We start from the raw sequence: 14,158 nt of genomic DNA on the forward strand, positions 1-14,158 counted from the left end.
TAGTCATGACCGCAACCGACGATCCGCTCGTTTCGACCGAATGGCTGGCCGCGCATCTCGGCGATGCCAATGTCAAGGTGCTCGACGCCACCTTCAAGCTGCCCGGCGTGTTGCCGCTGCCGAAGGATGATTATCTCGCCGCGCATCTGCCCGGCGCGGTGTTCTTCGATGTCGACGCGGTGTCGGATCATGCCAATCCGCTGCCGCACATGTTTCCGAGCGCCGAGCAGTTCGGCCGCGACATCGGCGGGCTCGGCATCGGCAATGCCGACACCGTCGTGATCTACGATGCCGGCGGCTGGGTCGCAGCACCTCGCGCCTGGTGGATGTTCCTGTCCTACGGCCATCGCAACGTGCGGATCCTCAACGGCGGCTTGAAGAAGTGGCGCGCCGAGGGCAGGGCGGTCGAAAGCGGTGAAGTGAAGCCGAAGCCCGCAACGTTCAAGGCGAGCTACGATCCGAAGCGCGTGCGCAGCATCGAGCAGATGGTCGCGAATGTCGAAAGCCGTGCCGAGCAGGTGGTCGATGCGCGCGCCGCCGAGCGCTTCGAGGGCCGCGCGCCGGAGCCGCGGCCTGGCATCCGTGCCGGCCACATCCCGGGCGCGCGCAACGTGCCCTACAACCAATTGTTCGATGCCGCGACCGGCGAGATGAAGCCGCTCGACGAGTTGCGCCAGTCGTTCAGTGGCGCCGGCGTCAAGCTCGATGCGCCCATCGTGACAAGCTGCGGCTCCGGCGTCTCGGCCGGCGTGCTGACGCTCGCGCTGTACCGGCTCGGCGTCACCGACAGCGCGCTCTATGACGGCTCATGGTCAGAATGGGGCCAGGCCGGCGGCCCGCCGATCGCGACCGGTCCAGCTTGATAGATATCCTTTACAGCGCGATGAGATGAAGTTGAATCGTCATCGCGCTTCGGCTCCTTGTTTGGGCATGATTTTTTCGGAAAACCGCTTCGCACTTTTCCGGATCATGCCTTAGCGCCGCGTGACCGGCACCAGGGTAGTCTGGCCGAACGGATCGATCTGCTGCTGCATGACCTGCCGAACCGGACGCGCGCGGACAATCCGCCGTCGCTCCTTGCGGTGTGCCGGCTTGCTGGCCGCACTGCGCTGCGGTTTCTTCGCCTCGGTGGCCTTCGGCGCCGCCGGGGCTTCTACCACGACTTCAGGTCCGCCCAGCGTTGCGATCCGTGTCGCGGCCGCGATCGCTTCCGGTGACGGCGGCGGGGCGGGCTCCGCCGCAACCATCGCTGGTGCCGGTGCAGCGGGCGCGCTGGTCGTGGTGGGATCATCAGCGATCGCAGCGACCTTGGGCTCGGTGGACGCTTGTGTCGCTTCGGCGGCAGCGGGCGTCGGCTCCGATGCCGGCGCGGGATCTGGGGTCGGGGTTTGCGCCGCCGTGTCGGCGGATTGAGCTGGCGCGGAGGTCTCCGCAGCTTGGGTTTGGGCCTGGGCCTCTGCCTTCGGCGGGCCGGGCGGGATCGGATCGTCCGCCTTCACGGCGGCGACCTGCTCCGCTTGGGCCGGAGGAGCAGCCTCGGCGGGAGTTGCCGGCTCGGCCGCGGCGGGCTCGGACGAGGTCGAAGGTGCCGGAGTATTGGTCACCGCCCTGTCCGCGGCGGGCGGATCGACCCGCACCATCGCGAGCACCGGCGGTGCCTCGGATGGCTGGGCGAACTGCGGCTCGGGCGGGGCGCGGCGGGCCGGAATGCTGGCGAATTCCTCGTGCGCCGCGCGGAACAGCGCGGCCGCCCCGAGCCCGAACACCAGAAGCGAGATCGCCAGCACGGTCGCAGCGAACAGGAAACGAAGGCCGGGGAGCATGGGCGCGGGTTCCCCCTTCTACGGGAGGGTGCAGATATCAAGGGAACGCGGTGACCACACGAGAAAGCCGGCATCGCGAGCGCGAATCAGGCCGATTCGAGAATATCGCAACGCCCCGAGACTGTTTGTTACAAAATGCGGGCGATTGATGACTTTGGCCACGTAGACAGAGTTTGCCAGGCCATGAGACATCTTTGCCGCAGCGTTGGCCGACATCACAAATGCCCGAAATCACCTGGGTTTCGCGGATTTGTCTTGAATGCGCCGCTATCTTCCTGCATTGGGCCGTTAACGGTCCGGTGTGGCTTGGGGACTATAACAGAGCAATGATGATCAACCGCATTCTGACGATTTGCGCTGCCGCGGCTCTCGGTGCGGCAGGAACCTCGCTCGCGCATGCGCAGCAGGCTTATCCGGTGCCGGGGCAGGTCTATTCGGCCGCGCCGCAGCCCTACCCGCAGGGCAGCATGCCGGACTTCGATGCGATCGACGATGACGACGCGCCGCGCAATTCGGCCGCGCTGCCGCCGCCCGGCCCGGTGATGTCGCCGGATGATCCGCGCTATGGCCGCCCGATGAATGCGCCGCCGGTCTACTCCGAACGTGCCCCGACGGGTCCGGTGATGTCGCCGGACGATCCGCGCTATGGCCGGCCGATGGGACCGCCACCGGTGATCTATGGCGATCGCGCGCCGGGTGGTCCGCAGCAGGCGTCTCGTGACAATGGCGTTCCCGCTGCCGGCGTTTCCTATGGCGACGACCGCGGCGGCATGCGCCCGCCCGAGGGCGTGACCGGAGCCGTGCCGCAGCAGCCGGCGCCGGTCGACGCCAATGGCAGGCCGGTGCAGATCGCAGCGCTGCCGCCGGACGAGCAGCCGGAAGCCGGTCCGGCGCAACTGGCGCCGAACCTGCGCCGCCAGGAAGTGGCGTTCCCGACCAAGGAGCCGGCCGGCACCATCGTCGTCGATACGCCGAACACCTATCTCTATTACATTCTCGGCAATGGCCGGGCGATCCGTTACGGCGTCCGCGTCGGCCGCGACGGCTTCACCTGGACCGGCGTGCAGAAGATCACCCGCAAGGCCGAGTGGCCGGATTGGCATCCGCCGACGGAAATGATCGAGCGCCAGCCCTATCTGCCGCGCTTCATGGCGGGCGGTCCCGGCAACCCGCTCGGTGCCCGCGCGATGTATCTCGGCTCGACCGTGTATCGCATCCACGGCACCAACCAGCCGTCGACCATCGGCAAGTTCGTCTCGTCCGGCTGCATCGGCATGCTGAACGAGGACGTCTCGGACCTGTTCGAACGCGCCAAGGTCGGGACCCGCGTGGTCGTGCTGCCGGGCGGCCCGCCGCCGGGAACGACGACGGCTTCCGCGGCGCCGCCGCCGAACCCGATGGCGCCGGCTCAGGCCGCGCCGCTGCCCGGCGCGCAGCCGACCTCGGTGCAGCCGCTGCCCGCGCCGGTCACGGTGCGCTAGGCCGACCGGCGACCCTTCGGAAAGAGGCGCGCGAACAGCGCGCCTTTTTTGTTGCAACAAGCCGGTCTGTTTCGACGTTGCCGCCATGAGGCAATGCGATGCATGAGTCCCGCCTGACCTATCCGCCGCTGAACACGCCGAAGCCGGTCGCTGACGACGTATGGATCGTCGACGGCCCGGTGATCCGGTTCGGTCCGCGCGGGCTCAGGATGCCGTTTCCGACGCGTGCAACGATCCTGCGGCTGCCAGGCGCACGGCTCTTCATTCACTCGCCGACCCCATTGGCGGACGAACTCAAGACCGAGATCGCGCGCCTCGGCGTGCCGAGCTGGATCATCGGGCCGAACCGCCTGCATTATTGGTGGATCCCGGACTGGCATGCGGCCTATCCAGACGCGCGCGTCTTCCTCGCGCCGGGAATTGCGCAGCAGGCCGGCGGCCGGCTTGCTTTTGATGGCGAGTCGCTCGAAGCACGGTCGGGATACCCGTGGGATGAATGGATCGCGACGCTTCCGGTGGCCGGGAGCTACATGACGGAAACCGTGTTCTTCCATCTGAAGTCACGGACATTGCTGCTAACCGATTTGATCGAGAATTTCGAGGCCGACCGCATTCGTTCGCCATTGATGCGGTTGCTGATCCGGATCGGCGGCGTGCGCGATCCGGACGGCAGCACGCCACGCGACATGCGGTTGACGTTTGCGCGCGACCGCGTCGCGCTGAAGGCCGCCGTCGCCTGCATGATCGAATGGAATCCGGAGCGGATCATCCTCGCCCACGGGCGCTGGTATGATCGGAACGCGCGCGCGGAGCTCGAACGCGCGTTCCGCTGGCTCGGCTAGAGCATGATCGGGAAAACTGTGGAGCGGTTTTCCGAAGCGATCATGCTCCACCAAAAACGCGTCAGACCAGCCGCCGCGGCGGCTCGCCGCCTTTGGTGAAGGCATCGATGCACGCGACCATCTGCTGATAGTGCGCTTGCAGGCTCTCGCGCGTCGCGTAGCCGAGATGCGGCGTGATCACGACATTGTCGAGCGTGCGCAGCGGATGATCCGACGGCAGCGGCTCGACCGCAAACACGTCGATGCCGGCGCCGGCGATCTTCTTCTCGCGCAGCGCCGTGAGCAGGGCGTGCTCGTCGACGATCGGCCCGCGCGCGGTGTTGACCAGAAAGGCCGACGGCTTCATGCGGGCGAGATCGGCGGCGCCGACCAGTCCGCGCGAACGCGGGCTCAGCACGACATGGATGGTGATGATGTCCGATGTCGCGAACAGCTCATCCTTGCCGGCGTAGCCGACGCCGGCCTCCTTGCACTTTTCCGGCGTGAGGTTGGGGCTCCAGGCGATCACGTTCATGCCGAACACCTTGGCCATGCCGGCGACCTTGCTGCCGAGCTTGCCGAGGCCGATGATGCCGAGCGTCTTGCCCTCGATCTCGGTGCCGGCAAAGCTCTGCCAGGCTTCGCCGGCGTGCATGCGCGCATTCTCGCGGCCGATGCCGCGGGTCAATTCCAGGATCAGGCCCATGGTCAGCGGCGCGGTCGGATCGCGGCCATATTGGGTGCCGCACAGCACCACCTGGTTAGCCTTGGCGGCCTCCATGTCGATCGCGGCGTTGCGCATGCCCGACGTGATCAGGAGCTTCAGCTGGGGCAGCGCATCGAACAGGCTCTTCGGGAACGCCGTACGCTCGCGCATCGCGCAGATGATCTCGAAATCCTTCAACTTCGCCGCCGCCTCAGCCTCGCTCGCGAACGGCTTGTCGAACACGGTCACCTCGACGCGATCCTTGATCGCCGGCCAGTCGGCGAGCGAAAGCGCGATGTCGAAATAGTCGTCGAGGATTGCACAGCGGAGCCGCGTCATCGGAAGGGTCCATTCAGGGTGAGGGCGACGGCGGGAAATCGACCGTCGGGATACCCGTCATGGTCGCGCGCAATCGGCAGGCGCGCAAGCGGCCGCGCTTTCACATCGGGGCGATTGTCACGCCGGCCGGGACGGCTGCTGTGCCTTGGCGGTGCGGATATCGGCGAGCATCGATCGGACCGCCGGCGACAGCGCCATCTGCTTGGCGCGGCAGGCCGGACCCGGGCCGCGCATATAGTGCAGTTCCGGACGGTAGGGATTGAAAGCCTTGGCGACGAAGGCCCGCCAGAAAGTGCGGAATTCGGCGAACAGCGTCGCCTCGCCTTTGATCGCCGGACGCGAAAGGGGAGCTGAAATGATGGTAGCCATGGTGCGGCCTCAACTGTTTTGGTCGCGGTTCTGCCGCGAAAATCGCCGTTTTTCGGCGTTGAGAACGAGTTTTGGCCTGATTTATTAAAAGATGGTTTCAATTGTCGTGATTCGGCGCACACATCGCGGCGAACCCGTAGTCACCCGTGATGAATGGATCGAACGTGGTGAACGGATGGAAAACGCCCGCCCTGCGGTTGCGCTTTCAGGGGCCGGCCGTTACATCGGCGGCAGCAAAATTTCCTCCAATTCGGATCAATTCCAGGGACAGCGGATGGCTCGCCAGTTCATCTATTTCATGCAGGGTCTGACCAAGGCGTACCCGACCCGCAAGGTGCTCGATAACATCCATCTGAGCTTCTACCCGGACGCTAAGATCGGCGTGCTCGGCGTCAACGGCTCGGGCAAGTCGACCCTGCTCAAGATCATGGCGGGCCTCGACAAGGAGTATAGCGGCGAGGCCTGGGTCGCCGAGGGTGCCCGCGTCGGCTACCTCGAGCAGGAGCCGCAGCTCGATCCGAGCCTCTCGGTCCGCGAAAACGTCATGCAGGGCGTCGCCAAGCAGAAGGCGATCCTCGACCGCTACAACGAGCTCGCGGTCAACTATTCGGACGAGACCGCCGATGAGATGACCAAGTTGCAGGACGAGATCGAGGCGCAGGGCCTGTGGGATCTCGACAGCAAGGTCGACCAGGCGATGGACGCGCTGCGCTGCCCGCCGGACGATGCAGATGTCACCAAGCTGTCGGGCGGTGAGCGCCGCCGCGTCGCGCTGTGCCGCCTGCTGCTCGACCAGCCGGAATTGCTGCTGCTGGACGAACCGACCAACCATCTCGACGCCGAGTCAGTGTCGTGGCTGGAAGGCCATCTGCGCAACTATCCTGGCGCGATCCTGATCGTGACCCACGACCGCTACTTCCTCGACAACGTCACCGGCTGGATCCTCGAGCTCGATCGCGGCCGCGGCATTCCCTACGAGGGCAACTACTCGTCCTGGCTGGTGCAGAAGCAGAAGCGGCTCGAGCAGGAGGGCCGCGAGGAGGCTGCGCACCAGAAGACGCTGGCCCGCGAGCAGGAATGGGTGGCGTCCTCGCCGAAGGCGCGCCAGGCCAAGTCGAAGGCGCGCTACCAGCGCTATGAGGAGCTGCTCAAGCAGGCGAGCGAGAAGCAGACCCAGACCGCGCAGATCATCATCCCGGTCGCCGAGCGGCTCGGCGCCAACGTCGTCGACTTCGAGGGGCTGAGCAAGGGCTTTGGCGATCGGCTTTTGATCGACGACCTCAGCTTCAAGCTGCCGCCCGGTGGCATCGTCGGCGTGATCGGTGCCAACGGCGCCGGCAAGACCACGCTGTTCAAGATGATCACCAAGCAGGAGACGCCCGACAAGGGCACTATCACGGTCGGCGAGACCGTGCATCTCGGCTATGTCGACCAGTCGCGCGACGCGCTCGACGGCAAGAAGACGGTGTGGGAGGAGATCTCCGGCGGCAACGAGTTGATCCTGCTCGGCAAGAAGGAAGTCAATTCGCGGGGCTATTGCTCGTCGTTCAACTTCAAGGGCGCCGACCAGCAGAAGAAGGTCGGTGCGTTGTCGGGCGGTGAGCGCAACCGCGTGCATCTCGCCAAGATGCTGAAGTCCGGCGCCAACGTGCTGCTGCTCGACGAGCCGACCAACGACCTCGACGTCGACACGCTGCGCGCGCTGGAAGAGGCGCTGGAGGATTTCGCCGGCTGCGCCGTCATCATCAGCCACGATCGCTGGTTCCTCGACCGCATCGCGACCCACATCCTGGCCTTCGAAGGCGACAGCCATGTCGAATGGTTCGAGGGCAACTTCCAGGATTACGAAAAGGACAAGATGCGCCGGCTCGGCCAGGACAGCATCATCCCGCACCGCGTGAAGTACAAGAAGCTGACGCGGTGATTTGATTGCGCGCCCGGACGCGGCCCATCGCGCCGCGTTCGAACGCCGCTTCATTTGCAGGATCGTGACGGGATCGCGGCGCAATCTGCGGCCAGTTGTCGCTTTTCAAGCGCGTGGGAATGCGTAGATAGAGCGCTTCCGCAAATCGAATCCTGCGAGCACTCCAATATGTCCGCTATTTCCGAGGCGCGCGCCCCCGCGAAGGGCCGGTCGCTGCGTCCCGTTCCCATGCTGATCTTCGGATCGCGCTGGCTGCAATTGCCGCTCTATGTCGGCCTGATCATCGCCCAGGGCGTCTATGTCGTGCTGTTCCTGAAGGAGCTGTGGCACCTGTTCGCCCATGCCTTCGATTTCAGCGAGCAGCAGATCATGCTGGCGGTGCTCGGCCTGATCGACGTCGTGATGATCTCGAACCTCTTGGTGATGGTGATCGTCGGCGGCTACGAGACCTTCGTGTCGCGGCTCAATCTGCAGGGACATCCGGACGAGCCGGAATGGCTCAGCCACGTCAACGCCAGCGTGCTGAAGATCAAGCTGGCGATGGCGATCATCGGCATCTCCTCGATCCATCTGCTGCGCACCTTCATCGAGGCCGGCGCGCTGTCGTCCGGCAAGGGCAACTACACCGAGACTGGCGTGATGTGGCAGACCATCATCCACTGCGTCTTCATCCTGTCCGCCATCGGCATCGCCATCGTCGACAAGCTCTCGAACGATTCGATCGAGGGCGCCAAGCAGCAGGCCGGGCACTAGCGCGGGATGAGTTTTGACCGAATCGGCTCGGCAGTCTCGGTTCACCTCTCCCAGGGGAGAGGTGAACTTTCGATGCGGTTGCAGCTCAACCCGATCTCGTCGCACTCGAGGGATTGCTCGCGCTGCGTCACCGCGCAGTGCGTGTGCCGAGCGAGGCGGCCGCGGTGATCTTGCCGAGCCATTCCGGAATCTGCGCGGCGCCATTCGGGAATCCGCGTGCCATGGCAAGGACGAACACAGGCTGCCAGACGCCGAACAGCACCAGCCAGCCGAGCAAATCCGGAAGCTTGACGACCGTGCCGTAGACGATCCCTGCAGCGACGGCTGCGATCCAGGTCATGACAATACTGTTGAGCCGCCGGAAGCCGGGATTTGTCAGGATGATGCCAAGAATGGTGATCGCGCCGCCAACCGCTCCGCCGACGCCACCGATGACGTAGCCCATGAAAGGATTATTGCTGAGGGTATCTCTGACCTCGGCGGCGGACGTGGTCGTTGTATCGGCGGCATTGCTGTCGGCAGCGGCAGTGGTGTCGGCAGCGGCAGTGGTGTCGGCAGCGGCGGCGGTGGTGGTGGCAACTCTCGAATACTGGCCGAGTGTCTGAAGCGTGACACTGCTGGCATCGAAGGCCGAGATCCACGCCGCGGCGGTCATCGCAATCACGAGTGCCAGCTGGAACCGGTCCTTGATGCCGAAGATGAAATTGCAGGTCGCGACCACGACGCCGAATATGACGCCGGGCAGGATCGTTATTCCGCCGTAGGGCCCGGAATCGACGAACGAAAATCGCAGCAATCCGGTGGCATATTTCATGGCGAGGGTGCAGGCGATGGCGGAAGCCAGCGCCAACGCAATGAACGGCAGACTGGATCGGCCACGCGACTGCGCGCTTTCGGCTGCCAGCATCCGATCCACCGCGGCCCGCGTTTCGGCCGCCGCGCTGCCCTGCGGCTCGAGGATCGTGACCGCCTTGAGATAGGTCGGGACTTGGTCGAGCGGGGTCGGCGCCATCATCACCGGCAGCACGCGATTGCTCGGGTTCGGCCACTTGGTTTTTGGCAAAGGCGAGCTCGCTCAAGGTGTAGCGTCCCCTGGTCACCGATGCCGGGCTGATCAGGAACACCATAAAATCGCTGCTTTCGATGGCTTTTTCGACGCGCGCATCGAAGCTGTCGCCCGGCGGAAGATCGTCGTGCGAAAAGAAAACGTCATGGTCGCAATTGCGCAGGGACTGGGCGATGCTGTCCGCCTGCGATTCCAATTCGGAGGGAAATGACAAAAATATGCGCATGGCAAAACTTACCACCCAGAATTGAATTCTGACATTGCTGATTCCACGTTGCAATGCCTGTTTCCGCAAGGTGACATCGATCATGAAATGGCCAGCCACCATTGTCGCATTGGCGCTGCTGTCGTGTGCGCCCCTACAGCGGCCGGCCCACGCCGCCGACGCTGCGTTCACCCAGTTCATCGCCTCGCTGTGGCCGGAGGCCAAGGCGGCCGGCGTGTCGCGCGAGACGTTTGACCGCGAGACGAGCGGGCTTGAGCCCGACTACAAGCTGCCCGACCTGATCCTGCCCGGACGTCCCAAGACCGGCGCGCCGGCGCAGGCCGAGTTCGTGCAGGTGCCGGCCGACTACATCAAGGAAGCCTCGATCGCGCGGCTCGCCGCGGAGGGGCAGCGGCTGCTGCAGAAGTATCGTTCCTCGCTCGACGCGATCGAGAAGCGGTTCGGCGTTCCCACCACCATCGTGCTGGCGATCTGGGGCCGCGAGACCGATTACGGCCGCTATTCGCTGCCCTACGACACGCTGCGCGTGGTGGCGACGCAGGCCTATGTCGGCCGCCGCAAGGATCAGTACCGCACCGAATTCATCCTCGCGCTGAAGATCCTCGGCGAGGGCGTGGTGACGCGCAAGGAGCTGCGTTCGTCCTGGGCGGGGGCGACCGGCTACACCCAGTTCCTGCCGTCGGAATATTACAAGCACGGCGTCGACCTCGACGGTGACGGCAAGGTCGACATCTGGCATTCGGTGCCGGACGCGCTTGCCTCGGCCGCGCAGCAGCTCGTCAACAAGGGCTGGCAGCCCGGCGTGCGCTGGGCCTACGAGGTCACGGCACCCGCCAATGCCGATTGCACGATCGGCGTGCCCGAAGTGACAAAACCGATCAGCCAGTGGCTGCGGGCGGGCTTCGTGCCGGTGCGCGGGCAAAAGCTCAATGCGACCGAGCAGGCGCAATCGGCCTCGCTGCTGCAGCCGGAGGGTATTTACGGTCCGGCCTTCCTGACCACGCCGAACTACTTCGTGATCAAGGAATACAATTTCTCCGATCTCTACGTGCTGTTCGTCGGCCATCTCGCCGACCGCATGACGAGCCCGCAGCCGTTCGCGACGCCATGGGCGGCGTCGAAGCAGCTGCGCTCCGCCGATGTCGAGGCGATGCAGCAGCAGCTGACGAAGATCGGGCTCTACAAGGACAAGCTCGACGGCAAGGCCGGGATGCAGACCCGCGCGGCGCTCGGCGCCTATCAGAAGCAGGCCGGGCTGAAGGTCGATTGCTGGCCGAGCGAGGCGGTGCTGCGTGCGATGCACGGGCAGCGCTAACACCGAGGCCCGCACAGTGACGCAAACAAAAACCCGGCCGCAAGGCCGGGTTTTCGAGTGTGATGCTGAAACCGTGTCGGTCGATCAGTCGCAAACCTGGATGCGACGGAAGCGCCAGCCGTAGCCGTCCCAGAAGCGCTCACGCACCCAGCGGCAGGGAGCTTCTTCGACGTAGGTCGGGGCCGGTGCAACATAGACCGGAGCCGGGCGAGCGCCGGCGATCGCGCCGCCGAGCAGGGCGCCGCCGATCAGGCCGCCGGCAACGCCGGCCGCGACGGCGCCGCCGTCACCAGCCTTGGCAGCCGGAGCAACCGCCAGCGAACCGGCAATCGTGGTAACGGCGACAAGGGCAGCTAAAGTCTTCTTCATGTCTTTGGCTCTCCTGGAAGGTGGTGGCGTCGTGGTTCGACGCCGGGTTTAGGTGACTCGCACGCTGATCTCGAACTGCTGTCTTGCTAAACAGCGCAGAACAGTCAACCGAAAGTAAACGCCCGCAGGCTCATCGCGCAGAAAAGCGGTTTTTTCTGGCCATCTACAGCCGACGTCCCGGAGAACAGTCGGTTTTCCGGGACGTTTGGTTCGATTTAATCGAGATGAACGCCGATCAATCGCAGACGCGGACGCGGCGCACGCGCCAGGTGTAGCCGTCCCAGAAGCGCTGGCGCTGCCAGAAACAGTCGGGACCATAACCGGGCTCGGCGACATAGGCCGGACCGGGCGCGTAGTAGCCATATCCCGGACCGTAATATCCATTCTGCGAAGCGATTGCGCCACCGACGAGGGCGCCACCGATCAATCCCGCAGCGACGCCAGCGGCGACACCGCGTTGTGCCTGGGCGGGGGCGGGCACCGCCACAGCGGAAACCGCCAGCGTGGCGGCGGCGCAAAGCGCCAGCAATGTCTTCTTCATGACCTCACCTTTCTCACGGGAGCAGGGACAGCGTGCGTTGGCGATCTGTCTCGCCCGAAGGGTTCCATATTCCGCTTGAATGATCAATGAACGACGCTGCCGTATTCGCGTCCAAATGCTTGCAGCTTTTGGAGTATCTTGCAACGCACAGCTGCTTGTGGCGGTCGGGCTGGGGATCGGCCCGGCAGGACCCTGCCTGGCGGGTCCGATACTCCCGGAAGTCCGGCCGGTCGATTTAGATTCATTCCAATATGAATCCCGCATCAGTTTGGAATTGCTACAAGAACCGCTTTTTCCTTTTGCATCCCGCGGGGGCCGACAATATCCATATTGGCGAGCATCACCCGTTGGACCCGCCTCCTCTGATGATTGTCTGTTCCTGTAACGTCCTCAGCGACCAAGATGTCCGCAATGCCGTCAATGGCGGCGGGGCCGTGACCCGAAATGCCAAGCAGGTGTATGGCTGCCTCGGCTGCAGTGCCGAATGCGGCCGTTGCGCCCGCACCATCAAGGCGATCATCGACGAGGCGCTCGGTCCCTGCGCCAAGGCCTGCTGCTCCGGCTGCCCCCACAGCGGCCATCCGCACGCCGCCAACGAAGACGCCGAGCCCGCCACTGAGTTCGCGCTCGCGGCCTGCTGACGACGCCAAATCCCCCGAATCCGGTTATCCACGCGCTGCTTCCGCGAAGGGTTGCCCTTGCCGGTAATCTGATTTAGAAGCGTTCTAAATTCAGACCGGCCAACGGTGGCCGCGACAGGTGGAGTGGATCATGCAAGGCGACCCGAAGGTCATCGATTATCTGAACAAGGGGCTGCGCAGTGAACTGACCGCCATCAATCAGTACTGGCTGCATTACCGGATGCTCAACAATTGGGGCCTCCTGGAGATGGCCAAGGTCTGGCGCAAGGAATCCATCGAGGAGATGGAGCACGCCGACAAATTCGTCGATCGCATCCTGTTTCTCGACGGCTTCCCGAACCTGCAGGTGCTCGATCCCCTCAAGATCGGCCAGGACGTCAAGGAGATCATTGAGGCTGACCTCGCCGCTGAGATCGGCGCCCGCACGCTCTACCAGGAGGCGGCGACCTACTGCCACGGCGTCAAGGACTATGTCAGCCGCGACCTGTTCGAAGAGCTGATGAAGGACGAGGAACACCACATCGACTTCCTCGAGACCCAGCTCGACCTGATCAAGCGCATCGGTCTCGAACTCTACACCCAGAAGCACGTCGGGCATCTGCAAGGCGAGGACCACTGAGCGGCTCGACGCTCGGAGCGTGCCGCTAAAATACAAGGGGCCGTCCTTACGGGCGGCCTCTTTTGTTTTTCCTGATCCGATGGCGTGGGCGGTCAGTAGCACCGCGTGATGTTGATGGTGCGGTCGCCGCCGCGTCCGGGCACCGTGACGCTCTCGGTGGGACAGCTCGACACATACGGGCGATCCGACGGCACCACGGCGGGCGGATAGCGATGCGCCCAGTCCCAGGGCACGTCCTGGGTGTAGGTGTAACGGACGTCGTTCGAGGCCGGCGCCGGCACCTCGGCGGCGAGGGGCGCAGCGGCCAATGCATCATCGTAATATCCGCCCGTTCCCGGCAACACGATGCCGGGCACCCGCAGATGATGACGGAAGGCGGGATGATGCGCGGAGAATGTGCCGCGCGGCGCCGTGCCGGATCTCGCATAGGTCTCGGTGGAGCAAGCAAGCAGCAGCGCTGCAACGCCGAGGGACGCCGTCAGCGCCCCATATGTTCGATAGGCCATTGTTGGAAGGGGCATGGCACGCACCAACTCGCGGTTACGGAGCATTGTGCGGACGCTAGGCCGGGCCGCGTTGCGCCCGCAAACTCATCCTTAATTATTGGTTAAGAAGTAAGGTTAACAGAGAGTAATTGTCTCAAATTGGCGCGATCACGGCGTGCGGCTTCGCGCGGGCGACGCGCGCCGTTCAGACGGCGTCGGCGGGGACGAAGCAGCTGATGATGACGTTGCCGCGATGGTGCACGTACCAAACCACGGCCTCGCCGACCGGATTGCCGCGATCGCGGATGATCGCGCGTTCCGGCACCATCATCCATTCGCCTTCGATCGGCACCCAATAGGCGCCACCCCGTACATCGTAGCTGGTGCGATGGCCGTCGGAAATGTCGCAGCACGGCACGCCGTTCGGCGCCATCACGCTCTTGAACCAGGCGCGGATCTCGGGCGGCACGTTGTCGTATTGGCCGTTGTCGAACGCCAGGGCCGCGCCCGCCAACATGACGAGCGACGCAAGCCCTGCGACATGCGCGAGCCTTCGCATTGCCTTCCTCCGGCGAAAACTTATGCGTGATCCGCGCAACCTGCCGCGCGCGAATCCGATGTTTGCGCGATTAGGCACGAACCGCGCGCGGGATGCATGCTCAAAGAATCGGCGGAACGGC

16 protein-coding genes and 1 pseudogene are annotated in these 14,158 nt (G+C 64.6%); 8 read left to right on the plus strand and 9 right to left on the minus strand.

All coding sequences use genetic code 11. From position 1 onward, the window contains the following. Positions 1-5: 5 nt before the first annotated feature. On the plus strand, positions 6-863 hold the full coding sequence (gene sseA / locus ACVMB0_RS17855; RefSeq protein WP_461347133.1) for a 3-mercaptopyruvate sulfurtransferase: 858 nt from the start codon (positions 6-8) through the stop codon (positions 861-863). A 111-nt stretch (positions 864-974) separates the two neighbouring features. Here sseA and ACVMB0_RS17860 read toward each other — a convergent pair whose 3' ends face one another. Then, positions 975-1,823 carry a hypothetical protein gene (locus tag ACVMB0_RS17860; RefSeq protein ID WP_461347134.1) on the minus strand — a complete coding sequence of 283 codons (849 nt, stop codon included), beginning with the start codon at positions 1,821-1,823 and terminating at the stop codon, positions 975-977. Positions 1,824-2,149: 326 nt separating this feature from the next. On the opposite strand from ACVMB0_RS17860, the gene ACVMB0_RS17865 reads away from it, so the two are divergent. Next, positions 2,150-3,304: a L,D-transpeptidase gene (locus ACVMB0_RS17865; RefSeq protein ID WP_461347135.1), complete on the plus strand. Its 1,155-nt coding sequence runs from the start codon at positions 2,150-2,152 to the stop codon at positions 3,302-3,304. A gap of 98 nt (positions 3,305-3,402) precedes the next feature. Continuing rightward, the gene (locus ACVMB0_RS17870) at positions 3,403-4,146 is read left to right on the plus strand and encodes a DUF4336 domain-containing protein (protein WP_456749609.1); all 744 of its coding nucleotides are present in this window, start codon (positions 3,403-3,405) and stop codon (positions 4,144-4,146) included. 61 nt (positions 4,147-4,207) lie between these two features. On the opposite strand, the gene ACVMB0_RS17875 is transcribed toward ACVMB0_RS17870, so the two are convergent. Next, positions 4,208-5,170, minus strand: a complete 963-nt coding sequence (locus ACVMB0_RS17875) for a D-2-hydroxyacid dehydrogenase family protein (RefSeq protein ID WP_461347136.1) — start codon at positions 5,168-5,170, stop codon at positions 4,208-4,210. A 117-nt stretch (positions 5,171-5,287) separates the two neighbouring features. Further along, positions 5,288-5,539, minus strand: a complete 252-nt coding sequence (locus tag ACVMB0_RS17880) for a hypothetical protein (protein WP_456749607.1) — start codon at positions 5,537-5,539, stop codon at positions 5,288-5,290. A gap of 274 nt (positions 5,540-5,813) precedes the next feature. Between ACVMB0_RS17880 and ettA the strand changes: the two genes are divergently transcribed. Next, on the plus strand, positions 5,814-7,463 hold the full coding sequence (gene ettA / locus ACVMB0_RS17885) for an energy-dependent translational throttle protein EttA (RefSeq protein ID WP_456749606.1): 1,650 nt from the start codon (positions 5,814-5,816) through the stop codon (positions 7,461-7,463). Between the two features lie 168 nt (positions 7,464-7,631). Then, positions 7,632-8,216 (plus strand): TIGR00645 family protein, encoded by a 585-nt coding sequence (locus tag ACVMB0_RS17890; RefSeq protein ID WP_456749605.1) that lies wholly within the window; start codon positions 7,632-7,634, stop codon positions 8,214-8,216. Between the two features lie 127 nt (positions 8,217-8,343). On the opposite strand, the gene ACVMB0_RS17895 is transcribed toward ACVMB0_RS17890, so the two are convergent. Both ACVMB0_RS17895 and ACVMB0_RS17900 read right to left on the minus strand, forming a co-directional pair. Next, complete coding sequence (locus ACVMB0_RS17895; RefSeq protein ID WP_461349797.1) at positions 8,344-9,279, minus strand: hypothetical protein; 936 nt, start codon at positions 9,277-9,279, stop codon at positions 8,344-8,346. A gap of 40 nt (positions 9,280-9,319) precedes the next feature. Then, positions 9,320-9,688, minus strand: a pseudogene (locus ACVMB0_RS17900) (toll/interleukin-1 receptor domain-containing protein); the annotation flags it as partial. Between ACVMB0_RS17900 and ACVMB0_RS17905 the strand changes: the two are divergent. After that, positions 9,591-10,823, plus strand: a complete 1,233-nt coding sequence (locus tag ACVMB0_RS17905) for a lytic murein transglycosylase (protein ID WP_461347137.1) — start codon at positions 9,591-9,593, stop codon at positions 10,821-10,823. The pseudogene ACVMB0_RS17900 and the gene ACVMB0_RS17905 sit on opposite strands and share 98 nt — an antisense overlap. Positions 10,824-10,907: 84 nt before the next feature. On the opposite strand, the gene ACVMB0_RS17910 is transcribed toward ACVMB0_RS17905, so the two are convergent. Together ACVMB0_RS17910 and ACVMB0_RS17915 are read right to left on the minus strand one after the other, a co-directional pair. Further along, complete coding sequence (locus ACVMB0_RS17910) at positions 10,908-11,192, minus strand: hypothetical protein (protein ID WP_029084043.1); 285 nt, start codon at positions 11,190-11,192, stop codon at positions 10,908-10,910. Between the two features lie 235 nt (positions 11,193-11,427). Further along, entirely contained in the window at positions 11,428-11,733 is a 306-nt protein-coding gene (locus ACVMB0_RS17915; RefSeq protein WP_456749602.1) for a hypothetical protein, read from the minus strand. 365 nt (positions 11,734-12,098) lie between these two features. On the opposite strand from ACVMB0_RS17915, the gene ACVMB0_RS17920 reads away from it, so the two are divergent. Both ACVMB0_RS17920 and bfr read left to right on the plus strand, forming a co-directional pair. Next, positions 12,099-12,374 carry a (2Fe-2S)-binding protein gene (locus ACVMB0_RS17920; protein ID WP_456756265.1) on the plus strand — a complete coding sequence of 92 codons (276 nt, stop codon included), beginning with the start codon at positions 12,099-12,101 and terminating at the stop codon, positions 12,372-12,374. 130 nt (positions 12,375-12,504) lie between these two features. Next, the gene (gene bfr / locus ACVMB0_RS17925) at positions 12,505-12,993 is read left to right on the plus strand and encodes a bacterioferritin (RefSeq protein ID WP_456749601.1); all 489 of its coding nucleotides are present in this window, start codon (positions 12,505-12,507) and stop codon (positions 12,991-12,993) included. Positions 12,994-13,085: 92 nt separating this feature from the next. Here the strand turns inward: bfr and ACVMB0_RS17930 are convergent, their stop codons facing one another. Both ACVMB0_RS17930 and ACVMB0_RS17935 read right to left on the minus strand, forming a co-directional pair. After that, positions 13,086-13,499: a hypothetical protein gene (locus ACVMB0_RS17930; protein ID WP_456799019.1), complete on the minus strand. Its 414-nt coding sequence runs from the start codon at positions 13,497-13,499 to the stop codon at positions 13,086-13,088. Positions 13,500-13,683: 184 nt separating this feature from the next. Then, a complete protein-coding gene (locus ACVMB0_RS17935; RefSeq protein ID WP_456749600.1) occupies positions 13,684-14,037 on the minus strand; it encodes a hypothetical protein in 354 nt (117 codons plus the stop codon). Between the last annotated feature and the right edge of the window lie 121 nt (positions 14,038-14,158).

The organism is Bradyrhizobium sp. USDA 4451 (genome assembly GCF_054822585.1).

What these genes read in the sequence shown, in the direction of transcription:
- ACVMB0_RS17905 (WP_461347137.1), top strand. Translation starts at nt 9,591, where the DNA reads ATGAAATGGCCAGCCACCATTGTCGCATTGGCGCTGCTGTCGTGTGCG.
- sseA (WP_461347133.1), top strand. Translation starts at nt 6, where the DNA reads ATGACCGCAACCGACGATCCGCTCGTTTCGACCGAATGGCTGGCCGCG.
- ACVMB0_RS17915 (WP_456749602.1), bottom strand. Translation starts at nt 11,733, where the DNA reads ATGAAGAAGACATTGCTGGCGCTTTGCGCCGCCGCCACGCTGGCGGTT.
- bfr (WP_456749601.1), top strand. Translation starts at nt 12,505, where the DNA reads ATGCAAGGCGACCCGAAGGTCATCGATTATCTGAACAAGGGGCTGCGC.
- ACVMB0_RS17875 (WP_461347136.1), bottom strand. Translation starts at nt 5,170, where the DNA reads ATGACGCGGCTCCGCTGTGCAATCCTCGACGACTATTTCGACATCGCG.
- ACVMB0_RS17870 (WP_456749609.1), top strand. Translation starts at nt 3,403, where the DNA reads ATGCATGAGTCCCGCCTGACCTATCCGCCGCTGAACACGCCGAAGCCG.
- ACVMB0_RS17860 (WP_461347134.1), bottom strand. Translation starts at nt 1,823, where the DNA reads ATGCTCCCCGGCCTTCGTTTCCTGTTCGCTGCGACCGTGCTGGCGATC.
- ACVMB0_RS17920 (WP_456756265.1), top strand. Translation starts at nt 12,099, where the DNA reads ATGATTGTCTGTTCCTGTAACGTCCTCAGCGACCAAGATGTCCGCAAT.
- ACVMB0_RS17935 (WP_456749600.1), bottom strand. Translation starts at nt 14,037, where the DNA reads ATGCGAAGGCTCGCGCATGTCGCAGGGCTTGCGTCGCTCGTCATGTTG.
- ettA (WP_456749606.1), top strand. Translation starts at nt 5,814, where the DNA reads ATGGCTCGCCAGTTCATCTATTTCATGCAGGGTCTGACCAAGGCGTAC.
- ACVMB0_RS17930 (WP_456799019.1), bottom strand. Translation starts at nt 13,499, where the DNA reads ATGGCCTATCGAACATATGGGGCGCTGACGGCGTCCCTCGGCGTTGCA.
- ACVMB0_RS17910 (WP_029084043.1), bottom strand. Translation starts at nt 11,192, where the DNA reads ATGAAGAAGACTTTAGCTGCCCTTGTCGCCGTTACCACGATTGCCGGT.
- ACVMB0_RS17890 (WP_456749605.1), top strand. Translation starts at nt 7,632, where the DNA reads ATGTCCGCTATTTCCGAGGCGCGCGCCCCCGCGAAGGGCCGGTCGCTG.
- ACVMB0_RS17865 (WP_461347135.1), top strand. Translation starts at nt 2,150, where the DNA reads ATGATGATCAACCGCATTCTGACGATTTGCGCTGCCGCGGCTCTCGGT.
- ACVMB0_RS17880 (WP_456749607.1), bottom strand. Translation starts at nt 5,539, where the DNA reads ATGGCTACCATCATTTCAGCTCCCCTTTCGCGTCCGGCGATCAAAGGC.